Source organism: Burkholderia oklahomensis C6786, assembly GCF_000959365.1.
In the GTDB taxonomy this organism is placed as follows: Bacteria; Pseudomonadota; Gammaproteobacteria; order Burkholderiales; family Burkholderiaceae; genus Burkholderia; species Burkholderia oklahomensis.
The window spans coordinates 3744195-3760356 of the sequence record NZ_CP009555.1; the positions used below are offsets into that span (position 1 = coordinate 3744195).

Genomic DNA, 16162 nt, shown 5'->3' on the forward strand with positions numbered 1-16162 from the left:
AGCGGGCGGAATCGGCGTCAGGCCGCGGCGGGCGCGTGCAGCAGCGACGCGAATTGCGCGTACTTCGGATTCCGATTCGACGCATCGACGATCCAATCGACGATGCCGGCGCGATTCGCCTGCGCGTGCGGAAGGCGCGAGTAGGCGACGCACTTGTCGAACTTCGCGACGAGTTCGTCGAACGTCATCGGATTCTTCGGGTTGCCTTTCGCGTACGAAACTTCGCCGGACAGCTCGCGCCCATCGACGAGCTGGATCGCGATCTTGATCTTCCCGTGCGTGCCGAGCTCACGGCGCTCGCAATCGGGATCGGTGGTCGGATGAATCTTGCGGCTCACGGCGATCACGTCGGGGCGGCGGATCGCATCGTCGGTGAAGTCGCCGATGAACAGATCGCCGGTGGCGAGGACCGTCGCGACGTTGTACGCGATGCTGAAGCGCGCCTCGACGACGCTCGTCGGCGCCTGCTTGCGCGCCACCGGCGCGCTGACGAGATCGTAGATCTGCTGATTGGTCCGGATGTCGACGCGCTCGATCTGCGTCGCGTCGAAGCGCTCGCCCTTCGTCAGCGCCAGCGCGAGCGCGGCGGCCGACGTGTTCGGGCGGCAAGTCGGGAACGGCTTGAACGCGATGCCGTCGACATTTGCGAACGTCTTGCCGAGATCGGCGTCGACCGTCTCGACTGCCGAGCCCGGCTCGAACGCCGAATAGTAGCCCCAGCGGCCCGTCAGGAAGTCCCGCGCGCCCGTGAAGCCGTGCGACGCGAGCACGACCGCGCGCACCGCGTTGGCCGCGACGAGCCCTTGCTGATAGAACACGGTCGGCGCGCCGTCGATCATGCATTGCGTCTCGCCGAGCGCCGACGTGTACGCGATCCCGAGCGCATCGCGCAGACGATCGCCCTTCAGCCCGTACAGGATGCCCGCCGCCGCGGTGGCCGCGATCACCTTGCACAGATCGTAGCGGCCGCTCTCGAGCAGCGTCTCGCGGCGCGCGCGCGACAGCCGGATCGACAGATCGAGCCCGGCGACGTAGGCGGCGACGAATGTCCGGTGATCGATTTCGTCGGCCTTGAGATCCGCGACGGCAAGCAGCGGCGGCAGAATCGCGACACTCGGATGCGTGCCGAGCGGGTCGGCGACGTCGTCGAAATCGAGCGCACGCGCGGCCGCGCCGTTCAGGAGCGCGGCGGACGGCGCGGGCAGGCGGCCCGCGCGACCGATCGCGCGCGCTTCGGGCAGGCCCCCCCAGTGCTCGATGACGCCGGCGAGCAGCTCGACTTCGGCGTCGCGCGATCCGGCGATCGACACGCCGAGAATGTCGATCAGCGAATGCTTCGCGATTTCGATCGCAGCGGGATCGATCTTCGAATACGTGAGGGTGTCGCAATACTGCGTGATGTTGGATTCGAGACTCACGGCAACTCCGCTAGGGTGGAAGGTCAGGACTTCGATTGAAGCGGCCGCGCCGGCGCGGCGCACGGTCCGGCCGCTCGGCGAGGGCAGTCAGGCGGGATCGGCGTCCGCCACGCTGACGAGCAACGCGCCGGCCTCGACGTTCACCGCCGCCGCGACGTGCACGGTCTCGATTCGGCAGCGGCGCGGCGCAGTCAGCGTCATCAGCATCTTCATCGCCTCGATGCGGACGACGGGCGCGCCTTCGTCGACGACGTCCGATTCGGCGACCAGGATTTCGGCGATGCGCGCGGGCATCGGCGCGGTGATCGCCGCGTGCGCGGCGCGGCCGCCTCCGCGCCGCGTTCCGTTCGAGCCGCGCCGCGCACCGCGCGTCCCGATCGCCCGATGAATGCCGGCGTAGTCGAGCGTCATGCCGCCGCGCGCGGCGGGCGTCAGCAGCACGTCATGATGCGCGCCGTCCGCTTCGGCGACGAGCCTGACGACGCCGTCCGGCAGCGATTCGCGGGATATCAGGCGAAGCAGCAGCGTATGACCGTCGCCGAACGTCGCGCGATAGACGTCGGGCTCGAGGGTCTGGACGTCGATCCGCACGGGCGGTTCGTCTTCCGGCGCGTCGCTCAACGCGCCCGTATAAGTTGTGCGAAGCAGGGGGATGCTCATGCGAGCGCTCCTCGTCGTGGTTGACAGGACTCGTCGAACGGGCGTCGTCACGACAGCCACGAGCGTCGGTCGTTCCGGATCACCCATGCGGAAGGAACCGACGCACGGTCCGTCGGCTCGCTCGCTCTCGGCGCAAGCGTCGGCTCGCCGACGTGCGCGGCGAGCGCCGCGAGCGCGTGCAGCACGCGCGCCGTGCCGTCCGGCACGCCGTGCGCGAACGGGAAATCGCGCGTCACCGAGAGGTCGTAGCGCCCGAGCCCGAAGGGCGGATGATCGATCAGCCAGCGATGGAACGGCAGGTTCGTGCTGAAGCCCGCGATCACGAGTTCGCTCAACGCATCCCGCGCGCGGCGCAGCGCGATCTCGCGCGTCGCGCCGTCGACAATCAGCTTCAGGCACAGGCTGTCGAAACGCGTCGATTGCCGTGCGCCGGCGTGGACGCCCGAGTCGATGCGTACGCCCGGCCCTTCGGGCACCCGGTAGTGCGAGACCGCGCCGCCCGTCGGCAGGAAGTCCGCATGCGCGTCCTCTGCGCATACGCGGAACTCGATCGCGGAGCCGCGAAAGCGCACGTCGTCCTGCGACAGCCCGAGCGGCTCGCCCGCCGCGGCGCGCAGCATCTGCTCGACGATGTCGACGCCGGTGACGGCCTCGCTGACCGGATGCTCGACCTGGATCCGCGCGTTCATCTCGATGAAGTAGAAGCGCTCGTCGCCCTCGACGAGAAATTCGACGGTGCCCGCGCTGTCGTAGCCGACCTCGCGCGCGACGGCGAGCGCGGACTCGTGCAGCCGCTCGCGCAGCGCGTCCGACAGCGCGGGGGCGGGCGCCTCCTCGACGATCTTCTGCCGCCGGCGCTGCACGCTGCATTCGCGCGTGCCGAGATGCAGCAGATTGCCGTGCCGGTCGCCGAGCACCTGCACTTCGATATGGCGGATCCGCTCGCCGAGGAAGCGCTCCAGGTAGATTTCGTCGCTGCCGAACGCGAGCTTGGCCTCGTGGCGAACCTCGGCGAGCGCCGACTCGAACTGCTCGGCGCGCTCGACGACGCGGATTCCGCGGCCGCCGCCGCCGAGCGCGGCCTTGATGAGGATCGGAAAGCCGATCTCGGCCGCGGCGGCGGCCGCTTGCGCGTCGCTCGGCACGGTCGCGCCCGGCACGACAGGCACCGCCGCCCGCTGCGCGGCGGCGCGCGCCTCGATCTTGTCGCCGGTGCGGCGGATCGCCTCGGCGTGCGGCCCGACGAAGACGAGCCGCAGAGCCGCGCACGCGGCCGCGAATTCCGCGTTTTCTGCAAGCGGCCCATAGCCCGGCGCGACCGCGTCCGCGCGCACCGCCTGCGCGATCGAGACGACCGTGTCGATCATCGTCGCCGGATTCCACGCGTCGATGTGAAACGACGAATCGGCCGCGAGCACGAAGCCGGCATTGCGATCGTCGTCGGTGTAGATCGCGATGGTCTCGATGTCGAGCAGCCGGCAGGTGCGGACGAAGCGCAGCGCGATTTCGCCGCGGCAGCACAGCAGCACGCGCTTGATGCTCATGTCGCGAGCTCCGACGGCGCGCGCGCCGCTTGCTCGATACCTCGGCCGAGCACCGTGTGCGCGCGCGTGAACTCGCCTGCGCTCACGGCGCCCGCGACCGAAACCTCGCCGGCGAGCGCGACGGCCGCCGCGATTTCCGCGAGCTTGCGCGCGTCGTTCTCGCAGCCGAGCATGCGCAGGCATTCCTGCTGCGCGGGCAGGCGCGTGCCGCCGCCGACGACGCCGACGATCACGTTCGGCAGCGTGACGGCCGCCAGCAGATCGCCGTTGTCGAGCACGTCGAACGTCGTGCACGCATTCTTGAACGACACGGTGACGAACGCCGGATCCTGGCCGCACGCGATGAACAGCGCGGTCAGCGCGTTGGCGACGTGAATGTTCGGCGCGGTCGCGCCGCGTTGCGCGAGCAACGTGTTGCACGCCTGCAGGAAGCGCCGCATGCGCGCAGGCGTCGTGCGCAATCGCGCCTCGACCAGCGCGGCCGGAATGCGCGCGCTCGCCGACACGTAGCGGCCCTTCGCCTGGTCGGCGACGAAGCGCTTGTCGCCGCCGAGCGTGTTCAGGTAGCCCTCGACGAACTGCGGGCATTGCTCGGCGATGTATCGGCAGGCCGCCTCGTTCGCCTTCGTCGCCATGTTCAGGCCCATCGCGTTGCCCGTTTCGTACGTGAACGCGAGGCCGACCAGATCGCCTTGCAGCAGCGGCGTGACTTCGAGCAGCCGCGCATGCCGGCTCGTCGCGTTCGCGGCCTCGACGATCCGCGCGACGTGGACGCGCAGCCACGCGTCGAACGCGCTCGCATGGTTCGCCGAACGCAGCACGATCGCCGAGACCTTCGTGAGCGCATCGCCGAGGAAACGATATGCGGGCCGCTCGCTGTCCGGAAGCGCGTTGTCGAGCAGCGTCGTCGTGCAACCGCCGCTGTCGGAGATGAGACTCATGCCGCGGGAAAAGGATGCGACGAGCGCGCCTTCCGTCGTCGCGAGCGGCACGACGAATTCGCCGCTCGCATGCGCGCCGTTGATCTTGAGCGGCCCCGCGAGTCCGAGCGGGATGCCGACGAAGCCGGTGAAGTTCTCGCACGTGCCTTTGACGGCTTCGGGCGGGACGGGCTCGCCGCCGAGATGCGGATAGCGCCGGCCCGTCAGATCCTCGACCCAGCGCAAGCGGGCCTCGATCTGGGCGGCGGCGTAGTCGTTTTGCGAATCCCTCGGAATGCCCATTTGCGCTCTCTTTATAGTTGAATGTTCGAATGGCGGCGGCTCGGTGCGCCCGGAATCTTGTCGCGAAGCAGCGCGAAGGTCGACATCACCGTGTTGCGCAGCTCGGCGGGCTCGACGAGTCCCTCGATATAGGTGCGGCTCGCCGAATAGCGCGCGCTCGCATGCGCGTCGCGATATTCGTCGATCAACCTGCCGCGATGTTCGGCCGCGTCCGGCGCGTTTGCAAGCTCCTTGCGGAAGATCACGTCGACCGCGGCCTCGGGCCCCATCACCGATATTTCCGCGGAGGGAAACGCATAGATCATGTCCGTCGCGGACCGGTTCGCGAGCGTCGGATAGGCGCCGCCGTACGCCTTGCGCAAGACCACCGCGACCTTCGGCACGACCGCTTCGCAGTACGCATGCATCAGCTTCGCGCCCGCGCCGATCACGTTCGAGCGCTCCTGCTGCTTGCCGGGCAGGTAGCCCGGCACGTCGACGAGCGTGAGGATCGGGATGCCGAACGCATCGCAGGTGCGAACGAACCGCGCGGCCTTTTCCGATGCGTCGATATCGAGGCAGCCGGCAAGCCACGCCGACTGGTTCGCGACGATGCCGACGCTTTGGCCGCCGATGCGCGCGAAGCCCACCACGATGTTGCGCGCGTAGAGCCGGTGCACTTCGAGGAACGCCCGGTCGTCGGCGAGCAGCTCGATCACCTGCCGCACGTCGAACGGCTCGGTCTTGCTCACGGGAACGATGTCGGCGATGCCGTCGAGCATGCGAGGCAGCGTTGCCGGCCCATGCGTCGGCGGAACGGGCGACGCGTTGTTCTGCGGCAGATACGAAAGCAGTTCGCGCGCGACGGCGAGCGCCTCGTCGCCGGATTCGACGAGAAAGTGCGCGAGACCGGTCTCGGCCGCGTGCAGATGGCCGCCGCCGATTTCCTCCTTCGTGACTTCCTCGCCGGTCGCGCGCCGAATCACCGCGGGGCCTGTCAGAAACAGCGCGGACTCCTGATCGACCATCACGATGAAATCGGTGAGCGCGGGCGTATAGGCCGCGCCGCCGACACAGTCGCCGAGAATCAGCGACACCTGCGGCACGACGCCCGATGCGCGCACCGTCTTGTAGAACACGTGACTGAACTGAGAGTCGGCGTCGACGCCTTCATGGATGCGCAGGCCCGACGAATGATTGAGCGCGACAACCGGCACGCCGATACGCAGCGCGAGATCCAGCACCTTGCCGATCTTCAGCGCGTGGACGCGGCTCGAGCTGCCGCCGAGAAAGCCGCCGTCGTGCGCGTACACGAGAACGGGGCGCTGGTCGATCGTGCCATGGCCCGTCGCGATGCCGTCGCCCGGCTGCTTTCGGCGATCCGCGCCGAACCATGTGCAATCGTGCTCGGCGAGGGCGTCGAGCTCGCGAAACGAGCCCGGGTCCAGCAGTTCCCGAATCCGCCGGATGTGGACGGGCGGCTCTGCCGCTTGCGCTTGCCGTTCGCGGGAACGTTCTTCTACTCCGGAAAGATCACTCATCGAGTCGCCCTGAACATGGTTCGATGGCGCAATCGCCGTCCTTCGCCCGGTGCAGCAACGAGTAAACGGCGATGCTCGGGTAAATGGGAGTCCGGATTGGACACAGGAACAATCCGCTAGCGAGAGTAAATCATGAACGATTTAATCGCAATACTCCATAATTTGTCCGCCTAAAAATGCGGCCTGCGTGGCGCTGGCGCTCGACGGGCTCGCGCGAGGAAGCGCGAAAGACCCAACGCCACGGTCACGCCGGCGAGGCCGCGAACGGTTGGACGGAATTCGATGAACGGGGACGAGCGCCGACGTCGGCGCGGCAGGCGGGGAGAGGCGAGGGAGCGAAGCGGGGCGAGACCTGCGAGGCGAAGGTCGGCGGTCAGCGCCGCCCCCTTATTCCTCGGCGGAAGTCGCGATCGTGTTCAACACCGAATCGACGAGCGCGAGCTGATCGGCGGCGACGCCATGCAACAGCTTGCCCTTGATGCGCTTGACCATCGTATCGACCTGCTCGCCGACTCGACGGCCGGCTTCGGTCAGATACAGCGTCTTCGCACGGCGGTCCGACGTGTCGTCGCGGCGCACGACGAGCCCGGCCTCCTCGAGTTGATCGAGCAGGCGGACGAGCGAGTGGCCTTCGATGCCCAGATGCTCGGCCAGCGTACGCTGACGCAGACCTTCGCCGAGCTTGTAGATGAGCCACAGCGGCGTGGAGGTTGCTTCGGACAGATTCAGCTTGCTAAGTTCGACGTCCGCGACCTTGCGCCACATGCGCGCTGCTCGCTGGAGGCGCAGGCAGAACGTATCTTCAGCGAGAGAGAGCAAACTGGAAGACATTCAATGTGACCAACTCAAAAATAAACGGTATGCGGCGCGTGCGGGCCGCCGCGAATGGCGGGGTGCGCAGTGCGTCGCGCTTGCCGGGGAATGTCCACGAATGCTGCGGCCCTCGGGCTTTGCGGCATGCGCACGGCTTGTAGAGCAATCTTTCCAATATAGCATATGTACCGTCGCCATTCGCGCGGGCCCCGTACTGGTAACTACCGAGTCCACGCGTTTCCGGCTACGCCAAAGCGATGCTTCGCCGATGCGAACGCACACGCCGATCGAGGCGCTCGCGCAAGCCGAGCCTGCGGGTTTTGCGGGGCGCGGGCGATCGGATCGCGCCGAGCCGCGGGTCTGCGCTGGAAGCGCTCCAGTTGTTCGAGCAATGCCGGCGGCGCGTCGTCCGGCAACGCGGTTTCGAGCGCGGCGCCGGACGCCGTCGATCGCATCGAACCCGATCGACCAGACGCCGGCGTGGCGTTTCCCGACCGCGCGCGCAACCGAGCCACCCGCGAGCCCACGCCGACTACGCCGAACCGTTCGACGGAAAAGTGTCCCCATCCGGATATCTCCTCTGGCACGAAATTGCCCATCGATTTCCGCTATATTCGCCACTATACATCTCAAGAGACTAATATCACTACGATGCAAAAGTTGGATGTTGAGGGCAGATTTTGCGTCGCGACGCCGGCCGATGTGCCCCTCATTTCCGGGAAAAGAAATGGCACGATTCCGATACTCGATTGGAGAAACGCGCAGCGATTGGGTCGCGCTGCGCGCGGTCGCGCAACACGACGCGCGCAGCGCGATTCAGCCGCCGAACGACGGCATGTCGACGCATCGCCTCTCCGATCAGGCGGCGCTCGCGTCCGCGTTCTCGAAGCTGTTCTTCATGTTCGCGGCGGAGCACGACACGAGCTCGCTGCTGTCGTTCACGGTCGACTGCCGGCGCGCGCCCGAGCCCGGCAGCACCTGTCTGCTCGCGTGGAGGGTGGAGGCGGTCGAGCCGCATGCGGGGCTCCGGGGCGACGTCGTACGTTTCAGCGGCAGGGCGTGGCTGCCGGATGGAACGACCGTGCTGTCCGGGGCCGCGCGAGCGGTCGTCCATCCGGCGAGCCACGTCGCTCTGGACGACGATTCGGAGGACGAGGAGGGATATCGCCCACGCCCCGCGTCACCGGCTTGAGCGGCGCTCGCCGATGCGCGGGACCGCTTGCGCTTCGGCGCATCGGCAGCCAATCAAATTAGATTGCATGCGATCTAATCTCGTGCGATTATTGTACGCACGGATCGATTACGCCGAGCGGAGCGAGGCGGCCGGCCCTGCCGTTCGGGCCCGTGCCGCTCGCTCGAGCCCGGCTCGCCGATCCTTCCGTCGCATCCAGAACCCGAGGGTGTGAGCGAGAGGTCGTACGCGACGCGCCGTTCGGTCGGCGCAGCCGGTCGTGATATGTGAAGTGCATCGCGCTCGCGGCCGACTCGATTCGCTCAACACGTTGATTAAACGATAAGCAGTACAAAACTGTTGCGAGACCTCGCCGTTGCGTTCTCGCTGTTTGCCGCGGGCCATGCGGCGCACGGCGACGAGGCGAGCGTCCGCAACGCGATCAACCATTCCGGAGAGCAGGAGTCAGTCGTGTCCAGTACTTCCGCCGAAAGTCAGTTTCGTTCGCCTTATCTGAAAACCTACCGTTCGTACGATGAGCCTTTGACGGTCATCTGCTCGCTGCTGTCCCGCGCGGACAACGCGCCGCTCGACGAGCGCCGCCGAGATCCGAACCTGCTGCTGAACCCCACGGGCGAACTGATCAAGGATCCCGCCGTCGAAACGAGCGCCTTCGAGCGCAACCCGAATCTTGCGTTCGAAAAATGGACCGAGTATTGGCGCAAGGTGCACGGACCGCGCTTCGTCTATGCTCAGCCGCCCGAGGCGAACGGCATCCAGCACCTGCTTCGCTACGACCAGATTCACCGGTTGCCGGCCGGCCCATCGAGCGGCGCACCGCTGCCGTACGAGCCGCCCGTCGACCGTGACGGCAAGCTGTTCGATACCGTAATCGGCCATATTCCCGAATACCGCCGTCCGCAGTGGGACGGCATCGCATACCTCGGCTTCGAGAACGTCGAAGGGCTGCAGGCGGTATTCAGTCAGCCGGAAATCGCAGCCAAAGTCTTGCCCGAAGACCAGGCGATTTTCCGCGAGCTGTGCCCGGTGCTCGCCCGGCAGCACATCATCGTGCCGAGCGAAACGCAGCGCGAGTCGTTTCTGCTCATCAAGGTCGCGCGTCGCCACGCATCGCTGTCCCGCGCCGATTTCCACGACGCCTGGTTGAACCAGTACGCGAAGCAGGTGCTCGCCCAGCCGGCGACGAGCCGCTATGTCAAGCGCTACGTTCAGTTGCACAACATCGGTCCGACGCAGGAAGGGCAGCCGTTCTTCCATCCGGTCGGGCACACGATCGACGGCGTGTCGATCCTCGCGTTCACTTCGATCAACGATCTCGAGGATTACCTGCTCGATCCCGGCGTCGTGCGGCTTGCCGAAGCAGAATCAAAACTCGTCGCGGACGATGCGAGCGAATACTGGACGGCGCTCGCATACCAGGTGGTCAATCAGATTTTTCCGGAAACGGCGACACGATGATTGCGGCTGTTCGGCACGGCGAATGCGGCGCGCGAGTCGTCGGCCGAGCGTTCCGATGCGCATGACGGCGTCGGAGCGCCGACGAGACGCCGCAGCACCGATGGAGAAAGACGTCGGTCGCGATAAGTAGGCTGGAGTGAGGCAAGGACCCGCCGGCGTGCGCCGCGGGAGATCATCTGCTTTGTCGGAGCCTGACTGTGGATCACTACGATTACGATGTGTTGATTGGCGCAACGCTTCCCGCGAACCGGACATCTCCCGATGCGGAGCCGCACGCCGAGGCGGAGCGCCGATTCTTCGCCGGCATGTCGGCCGGCGACCGCGGTTCGCGTGTCGAGCCAGCCGGGACGCGAGAGGGTCGCCATGACGCATCCTGACTGGTTCCCATCGTCCTGGCGCGAGCGGCCGATCCACCAGGTGCCGAGCTATCCCGACGCGGAGAAGCTCGCGGCGTCGGAGGAGCAGCTCAGGCGGTTGCCGCCGCTCGTGCTCGCCGCAGAAATTCGCGACCTCAAGGCGCAGCTCGCGGACGTCGCGCGCGGCAAGGCCTTCCTCCTGCAAGGGGGGGATTGCGCGGAGTCGTTCGCCGAGTTTCATCCGAACGCGGTGCGCGATTTGCTCCGCGTGTTCCTGCAGATGTCGACGGTGCTCGCGTTCAGCACCGGGCTTCCTGTCGTCAAGGTAGGCCGCATCGCAGGGCAGTTCGCGAAGCCCCGCAGTTCGCCCGATGAAACGGTCGGCGACGTCACGCTGCCGAGCTATCGAGGCGACATCATCAATGGCATCGAATTCACGGCGGCCGCGAGGAGACCGGATCCCGAGCGCGTGCTCAAGGCTTATTCCCAGGCGGCCGCGACGCTCAACCTGTTGCGCGCGTTGAGCCATGGCGGGTTCGCCGACATGCGTCAAGTACAGGAATGGAATGCCGGTTTCGTCGCGTCCGCGCCGCAGGGGCAGCGTTATCGGCAGATCGCGTGCCGAATCGAACAGGCGCTCGTGTTCATGAACGCGTGCCGCGTATCGCCGGAGTCGGTGCGCTCGCTGCGTGAAACCGATCTCTACACGAGCCACGACGCGCTACTCCTGCATTACGAAGAGGCGTTGACTCGACAGGACGCGCTGACGGAGGAATGGTACGACTGCTCCGCGCACATGTTATGGATCGGCGAGCGCACGCGCGGCGCCGACGACGCGCACATCGAGTTCCTGCGCGGCGTCTCGAATCCGATCGGACTCAAATGCGGTCCGACGATCAAGCCCGACGATCTGTTGCGGCTGATCGACGCGCTCAATCCGGACAACGAGCCCGGCCGCCTCACGCTGATCGCGAGAATGGGCGCGGAAAAGCTTCCCGAGTTGCTGCCGCGCCTCGTGCGAATGACGAAGAGCGAAGGGCGCGAAGTGATCTGGTCGATCGATCCGATGCACGGCAACACGATCAAGTCGGCGTCCGGATACAAGACGCGCCGCTTCGAGAGCATCCTGCTCGAGGTCGAACGCTTCTTCGACGTCCACGAGGCGGAACGCACGCACGCGGGCGGCCTGCATCTCGAAATGACGGGAACCGACGTGACGGAATGCACCGGCGGCGGGCAGCAGATTCGCGACGATCAGTTGTGCGAACGCTATCACACACATTGCGATCCGCGCCTGAACGGATCGCAGGCACTCGAGCTCGCGTTCCTGGTTTCGGAAAAACTGTCGGCGAGGCGCGATCCGCGCGAAAACCTGCAACACGACGAAGTCGCGTGATCCGGCCCGCCGGTCGCACGACTTCCCCTGTGATCCATCCGCCGTGCGCGATACGCCGGTTCGCCGCGTGTCGCGTGCGCCCAACATAGTCAGCCGACGAGGACGCCATGTCGACGACGAACGTCTCGAATTTCGACATCATTTTTGAACCGGTTTCGCTGGGCGGCCTGCGCGTGCCCAACCGTATCGTCATGGCGCCGATGACCCGGCGGCAATCACCGGGCGGCATTCCCGACCGCGAAGTCGCACGCTATTACGCGAAGCGCGCCGAAGGCGGCGTCGGCTTCATCATCACCGAAGGAACGTATGTCGATCATCCGGTCGCCGGCGGATTCGCCGACGTGCCGCATTGCTTCGGCCAGCAAGCGCTCGACGGCTGGAGGCGCGTCGTGGAAGGCGTGCATGATGCCGGAAGCGCGATCGCGGCGCAGCTCTGGCACCTAGGCAACGTGCGTCGGCGCGGCACGCCGCCTCATCCGGAATTGCCGAGCATCGGGCCCGAGCGCATCGTCGAAGACGGCGTGGTCGCGGTCGAGAAGATGACGGACGCCGACGCGCGCGACATCGCTGCATCGTTCGCGCGCGCCGCCTGCGACGCGGTCGAAACCGGCTTCGACGCGATCGAACTGCATGGCGCGCACGGCTATCTGTTCGATCAGTTCCTGTGGGCGAAAATGAACACGCGCGCCGACGCATACGGCGGCTCGCTCGAGAACCGCCTGCGGCTGTCGACCGAGGTCGCCGCGGCGGTGCGAAAGGCAGTCGGCGCGAGCGTGCCGATCATCTTCAGATTCTCGCAATGGAAGGTGCAGGACTACACCGCGCATATCGTCGAATCGTCGGGCGAGCTCAAGACGATGCTCGATGCGCTCGTTGCCGCGGGTGTCGACATCTTCGACGTCAGCACGCGCCGTTTCTGGGAGCCCGCGTTCCCGTCCGAAAGCGACGCCGATCTCGCGTCGCTCGTGCGGAAGCTGTCCGGCAAGCCGGTGATCATGGTCGGGAGCGTCGGGATCGACAATGCATTCTCGGCGGCGCAGGTGCGCGGCGCGGAAGGTCTGTCGGTCGGCGTCGAGAATCTCGATCGCGCGGTGGCGCGAATCGAGGCGGGCAGGGCGGATTGCATCGCGCTCGGCCGCGCTTTGCTGGCCGACCCGGCGTGGCCCGCGAAGGTGCGCGCGGGCGAGTACGATCGGATCGTCCCGTATCGCAAGGACATGTTCTCGACGTTGACCTGACGGCGCACGCGACGCACGGCCGGTCGGCGACGTCAGTCGCGAACGGAGACGACAATCTTGCCGAATGGCCCGCGGTCGAGGTGCTCGAATGCGGCGCGCGCGTCGGAGAGCGGATAGACCGAATCGATGACCGGTTTGATCGCGTGCCGATCGATTGCATGGACGAGCGCTTCGAACGACTGCCGGCTGCCTACCGAGACGCCGTGGATCGACGCGCGCGCCAGCATTAGCGGAATCGCATCGATGTGCATTTTCGGGCTCGCAAGAAAGCCGACTTGGACGATATGACCATGATCCGCGATCGCGCCGACCGAATGCATCACGTTGTCGCCGCCGATGAGCTCGACGATGACGTTAGCGCCCCGGCCGGCGGTGAGCTCGAGGACGGCATCCTCCCATTTCGGCGTGCGCGTCGTGTTGATGCCCGCCCATGCGCCGAGCGTCTGCGCACGAGCGAGCTTGTCGTCGTGACGGGACAGCACGACGACCTTCGCGCCGAGCGCGCGCGCGATCTGCAGGCCGAAGAGGGCGACGCCGCCGGTACCTTGTACGACGACGGTCTGCCCCGGCGCGAGCTGCCCGCGTTCGACGAGTGCAACCCAAGCGGTTACGCCGGCGACGGGCAGCGTCGATGCCTCGGCGTCGGACAACGACGCGGGCGCGATGACGACCGCCGACTCCGGCAGCACGACGTATTCGGCGAGCACGCCGGGCAACGGCCCGCCGAGCGAACGTTCCGACGTGCGCATTTCGGAAGGCAGCGTGCCGCCGATCCATGGCGTCCAGAAATTGCCCATCACGCGGTCGCCCGGTTTGAAGCGCGCGACGTTTGCGCCCGTCGCGACGACTTCGCCACACATGTCGGAGACGGGCGTGAATGGCATCGCAGGCTTTGTCGACATCAACTGGCCTTCGATCACGAGCTTGTCTCGATAATTCAATGACACAGCCGCCACGCGCACGAGCAATTCCCCGGCACCGGGTTTCGGCACGGGTCTTTGCGCCAGCGCGAGGCGGTCAATGCCGAATGCGTCGAGTTCCCAGATCCTCATCGTCTGCGCCATCTGTTGCCCCGCCCGAGAACGAACCCGCGCCATCGCGAATTCCTGTCGTTCATTTTACGAGCGCGCCGCGCTCGGCAGTGGCGATATCTGCTCCTCATATCTGCGCCATTTCGTCGCCAATTTCATGAACCGAATCAAAGTGACTCATTTGCAAGCCATGGTTGCGTTCGTGCACGCGGTCGGGGCAGGCAGCTTCACCGCAGCCGCATGTCGAGTGGGTCTGTCCAAGTCCGCCGTCGGAAAGAACGTCGCACGGCTGGAGCAGCGGCTCGGCGTGCGGCTGCTGGAGCGCACGACACGCGCGCTGACGCTCACGACGGAGGGACGCCTGTATTACGAAAGCTGTCTGCGCATCCTCGATCAGCTCGTCCACGTCGAAGCGGTGCTCGCGCAACGGCGTCACGAAGTTGCGGGACCGCTGCGCGTGAGCTTGTCGACTTCGTTCGGCAGGCACTGGGTGTTGCCGGTCCTGATCGATTTGGCCGGACGGCATCCGTTGCTGCAACTCGACGTGTCGTTCACGGATCGGTTCGTCGACCTGATCGACGAAGGCGTCGACGTGGTCGTGCGGCTCGGCGAGCTTCGCGACTGCGCGAACACGGCTTGTCGCCCGCTCGGGATTCAGCGTTCGGTGTTGTGCGCGTCGCCGGCGTATCTCGCGGCGCGAGGACGTCCTGAGACGATCGACGAATTGACCGGTCACGATTGCATCGTGTTCGCTCGCGACGGACGGGCGATACCTTGGGTATTGTCGGACGTACGGAATCGGGCGGTGACGGCAAACATCCGGGCGAAGCATACGATCGGCCAGGGCGATGCGCTGCGCGACGCAGTGTTGTCGGGCAACGGGCTCGCGTACCTGCCGACGTGGCTCGTTGCCGACGATCTGCGTACGGGCAGGCTCGACACCGTGCTGCCCGATTTTACCGGCGGCAGCATGCCCATTCACGCGCTGTGGCCGGTCGCGCGCGGACCTTCGCCGAAGGTGCGGGCGGTTGTCGAAGAACTGACCGATTATTTCACGCCGATTCCGCCGTGGGACCGGCTCGGGCAAGCCGAGACGGCCGACGTCGAGCTGCCGGGCTGAAATCTGTCGTTTGCGGAGAGCGTTGAGGCTTCATCGCGACGCCGTCGGATTCGTGCCGGCTCCTGCAGACGCAGGATGTTTGCGAGATCAAAAACACGACATTTCTATCTAGCCTCTACAATCCGAAATGTCGATAATTGATATTATGTCAAATTTTGTACGTAGACTGACTGCGACGATTCGGGCAATCAAAGCAGTCCTGTCCCTGACAATCACGCGCCCGGCAACAGCGTAGCAAGCCCAAAATCATCTCCTTCGACACGCCTGCCATGAGCAGGCGTTTTTTATGCTCGGCAATCTTGTAGTACACGCGTCGTCGCTTCGCGTCGTGGATGCCGCGCCGAGTGTTGCGAATCACCCAGTAGAGATTCCTGATATCCCGAGCCACATCAGCCAGCTCTTGCGCCGACAGATACGGTCGCTCCAGCAATTCAAGCTGCATCTTCATTTCTCACGATTCGGACGCAGCACCAGCCGATTCGCGCCCCACACAACGGCAATAGCCAGAATCAGCGACGCCAGCAACGACGAGACCAGATACACATCCTCAACGCTTTCGTCGCCGTAAGCACCGAAGATTCCCGCAAAACGGATCAAGGCATCCGTAGCCCACGGCGCGAACTGGATCGATCCAGCTACCTTGGCAAGCACCAACGTGACCGCCAGCGTAGCCACTACATTAAGCGCGACTCGAGAAGCTTTCATCGAACATCGACCGTACCGTATGCGCGACCGGCGAAACCGGGCACGCTGATCATGGGCGTTGCTTTGAGTGCGGCTCGCAGCTTTACAAAATCCCGCTGATTCACCAAGGTGACGCAGCCTTCGCTCAAGCCTCGCGGGCCGTTCGGATGAAGACGGAAGTTCCCTCGCCTCACGCCGTTAATGAAGGTCCAATCGTCAATTTGACCATCCGCGCGATACAGTGCAAACCAGTTCGTCCGATCGGTTCCGTAGAAGTGCTCCAAAACGAAATCGCGTATGTTGCCCAAACGCCCGCCCGACTCCCGATCGACGATGTAATAGCGTCCAGGCGGCAACGGACCGACATCTTTTTTGGCGACTGCCGTCGGATTATCCCGACCTTTGCCCGTTCCCGAAAATGCCGGAAAAGCTCCAACGCCCGGGCATTGGAGGGTCGAAAATTTCTGATTGTTGAGTGCAAACGTGCACGAAATCGGCATGAGAAACCC

Annotated in this window: 16 protein-coding genes; 5 read left to right on the top strand and 11 right to left on the bottom strand. The window is 65.7% G+C overall.

Translation table 11 applies throughout. From position 1 onward, the window contains the following. Positions 1-17: 17 nt before the first annotated feature. The 6 genes from BG90_RS16670 to BG90_RS16695 form a co-directional block, all read right to left on the bottom strand. On the bottom strand, positions 18-1418 hold the full coding sequence (locus BG90_RS16670; RefSeq protein ID WP_010111918.1) for an MmgE/PrpD family protein: 1401 nt from the start codon (positions 1416-1418) through the stop codon (positions 18-20). Between the two features lie 87 nt (positions 1419-1505). After that, a complete protein-coding gene (locus tag BG90_RS16675) occupies positions 1506-2078 on the bottom strand; it encodes an acyl-CoA carboxylase biotin carboxyl carrier protein subunit (RefSeq protein ID WP_232239011.1) in 573 nt (190 codons plus the stop codon). 47 nt (positions 2079-2125) lie between these two features. Then, positions 2126-3622, bottom strand: coding sequence for an acetyl-CoA carboxylase biotin carboxylase subunit (locus BG90_RS16680; RefSeq protein ID WP_010122910.1), 1497 nt, complete (start codon positions 3620-3622; stop codon positions 2126-2128). Further along, complete coding sequence (locus BG90_RS16685) at positions 3619-4845, bottom strand: hydroxymethylglutaryl-CoA reductase (RefSeq protein ID WP_010111921.1); 1227 nt, start codon at positions 4843-4845, stop codon at positions 3619-3621. The genes BG90_RS16680 and BG90_RS16685 overlap by 4 nt, the downstream gene beginning before the upstream one ends. 11 nt (positions 4846-4856) lie before the next feature. After that, the gene (locus BG90_RS16690; protein WP_010111922.1) at positions 4857-6365 is read right to left on the bottom strand and encodes an acyl-CoA carboxylase subunit beta; all 1509 of its coding nucleotides are present in this window, start codon (positions 6363-6365) and stop codon (positions 4857-4859) included. 387 nt (positions 6366-6752) lie between these two features. Further along, positions 6753-7130 (bottom strand): MarR family transcriptional regulator, encoded by a 378-nt coding sequence (locus tag BG90_RS16695; protein WP_010111923.1) that lies wholly within the window; start codon positions 7128-7130, stop codon positions 6753-6755. A 775-nt stretch (positions 7131-7905) separates the two neighbouring features. Here BG90_RS16695 and BG90_RS16700 point away from each other — a divergent pair. Further along, positions 7906-8370 (top strand): hypothetical protein, encoded by a 465-nt coding sequence (locus BG90_RS16700; RefSeq protein WP_010111924.1) that lies wholly within the window; start codon positions 7906-7908, stop codon positions 8368-8370. A gap of 450 nt (positions 8371-8820) precedes the next feature. Beyond that, entirely contained in the window at positions 8821-9828 is a 1008-nt protein-coding gene (locus BG90_RS16705; RefSeq protein WP_232239012.1) for an EthD domain-containing protein, read from the top strand. Here the strand turns inward: BG90_RS16705 and BG90_RS35235 are convergent. After that, positions 9798-10193, bottom strand: a complete 396-nt coding sequence (locus tag BG90_RS35235; RefSeq protein ID WP_144411693.1) for a hypothetical protein — start codon at positions 10191-10193, stop codon at positions 9798-9800. The two genes, BG90_RS16705 and BG90_RS35235, sit on opposite strands and share 31 nt — an antisense overlap. On the opposite strand from BG90_RS35235, the gene BG90_RS16710 reads away from it, so the two are divergent. Beyond that, on the top strand, positions 10192-11580 hold the full coding sequence (locus BG90_RS16710) for a class II 3-deoxy-7-phosphoheptulonate synthase (RefSeq protein ID WP_010111927.1): 1389 nt from the start codon (positions 10192-10194) through the stop codon (positions 11578-11580). The genes BG90_RS35235 and BG90_RS16710 overlap by 2 nt on opposite strands. Before the next feature lie 107 nt (positions 11581-11687). Continuing rightward, on the top strand, positions 11688-12818 hold the full coding sequence (locus tag BG90_RS16715; RefSeq protein WP_010122912.1) for an oxidoreductase: 1131 nt from the start codon (positions 11688-11690) through the stop codon (positions 12816-12818). A gap of 32 nt (positions 12819-12850) precedes the next feature. Here BG90_RS16715 and BG90_RS16720 read toward each other — a convergent pair whose 3' ends face one another. Beyond that, the gene (locus BG90_RS16720) at positions 12851-13882 is read right to left on the bottom strand and encodes a zinc-dependent alcohol dehydrogenase family protein (protein ID WP_010122914.1); all 1032 of its coding nucleotides are present in this window, start codon (positions 13880-13882) and stop codon (positions 12851-12853) included. Here BG90_RS16720 and BG90_RS16725 point away from each other — a divergent pair. Next, complete coding sequence (locus BG90_RS16725; RefSeq protein WP_232239013.1) at positions 13839-14969, top strand: LysR family transcriptional regulator; 1131 nt, start codon at positions 13839-13841, stop codon at positions 14967-14969. The two genes, BG90_RS16720 and BG90_RS16725, sit on opposite strands and share 44 nt — an antisense overlap. A 148-nt stretch (positions 14970-15117) precedes the next feature. Here the strand turns inward: BG90_RS16725 and BG90_RS16730 are convergent, their stop codons facing one another. Genes BG90_RS16730 through BG90_RS31135 form a run of 3 tightly spaced genes read right to left on the bottom strand, consistent with a single transcriptional unit; the run spans position 15118 to position 16153 of the window. Continuing rightward, a complete protein-coding gene (locus BG90_RS16730) occupies positions 15118-15417 on the bottom strand; it encodes a hypothetical protein (RefSeq protein WP_010111931.1) in 300 nt (99 codons plus the stop codon). Further along, positions 15414-15674, bottom strand: a complete 261-nt coding sequence (locus BG90_RS16735; RefSeq protein WP_038801770.1) for a hypothetical protein — start codon at positions 15672-15674, stop codon at positions 15414-15416. Before BG90_RS16735 ends, BG90_RS16730 begins: the two co-directional genes overlap by 4 nt. After that, the gene (locus BG90_RS31135; RefSeq protein ID WP_009905287.1) at positions 15671-16153 is read right to left on the bottom strand and encodes a DUF2778 domain-containing protein; all 483 of its coding nucleotides are present in this window, start codon (positions 16151-16153) and stop codon (positions 15671-15673) included. Before BG90_RS31135 ends, BG90_RS16735 begins: the two co-directional genes overlap by 4 nt. Positions 16154-16162: the final 9 nt, after the last annotated feature.

Bases quoted from the DNA above. Each gene is read 5' to 3' on its own strand.
- BG90_RS16710 (WP_010111927.1), top strand. From the start codon at position 10,192: ATGACGCATCCTGACTGGTTCCCATCGTCCTGGCGCGAGCGGCCGATC.
- BG90_RS31135 (WP_009905287.1), bottom strand. From the start codon at position 16,153: ATGCCGATTTCGTGCACGTTTGCACTCAACAATCAGAAATTTTCGACC.
- BG90_RS16680 (WP_010122910.1), bottom strand. From the start codon at position 3,622: ATGAGCATCAAGCGCGTGCTGCTGTGCTGCCGCGGCGAAATCGCGCTG.
- BG90_RS16730 (WP_010111931.1), bottom strand. From the start codon at position 15,417: ATGAAGATGCAGCTTGAATTGCTGGAGCGACCGTATCTGTCGGCGCAA.
- BG90_RS35235 (WP_144411693.1), bottom strand. From the start codon at position 10,193: ATGGCGACCCTCTCGCGTCCCGGCTGGCTCGACACGCGAACCGCGGTC.
- BG90_RS16700 (WP_010111924.1), top strand. From the start codon at position 7,906: ATGGCACGATTCCGATACTCGATTGGAGAAACGCGCAGCGATTGGGTC.
- BG90_RS16685 (WP_010111921.1), bottom strand. From the start codon at position 4,845: ATGGGCATTCCGAGGGATTCGCAAAACGACTACGCCGCCGCCCAGATC.
- BG90_RS16720 (WP_010122914.1), bottom strand. From the start codon at position 13,882: ATGGCGCAGACGATGAGGATCTGGGAACTCGACGCATTCGGCATTGAC.
- BG90_RS16690 (WP_010111922.1), bottom strand. From the start codon at position 6,365: ATGAGTGATCTTTCCGGAGTAGAAGAACGTTCCCGCGAACGGCAAGCG.
- BG90_RS16735 (WP_038801770.1), bottom strand. From the start codon at position 15,674: ATGAAAGCTTCTCGAGTCGCGCTTAATGTAGTGGCTACGCTGGCGGTC.
- BG90_RS16675 (WP_232239011.1), bottom strand. From the start codon at position 2,078: ATGAGCATCCCCCTGCTTCGCACAACTTATACGGGCGCGTTGAGCGAC.
- BG90_RS16695 (WP_010111923.1), bottom strand. From the start codon at position 7,130: ATGTGGCGCAAGGTCGCGGACGTCGAACTTAGCAAGCTGAATCTGTCC.
- BG90_RS16725 (WP_232239013.1), top strand. From the start codon at position 13,839: ATGCCGAATGCGTCGAGTTCCCAGATCCTCATCGTCTGCGCCATCTGT.
- BG90_RS16715 (WP_010122912.1), top strand. From the start codon at position 11,688: ATGTCGACGACGAACGTCTCGAATTTCGACATCATTTTTGAACCGGTT.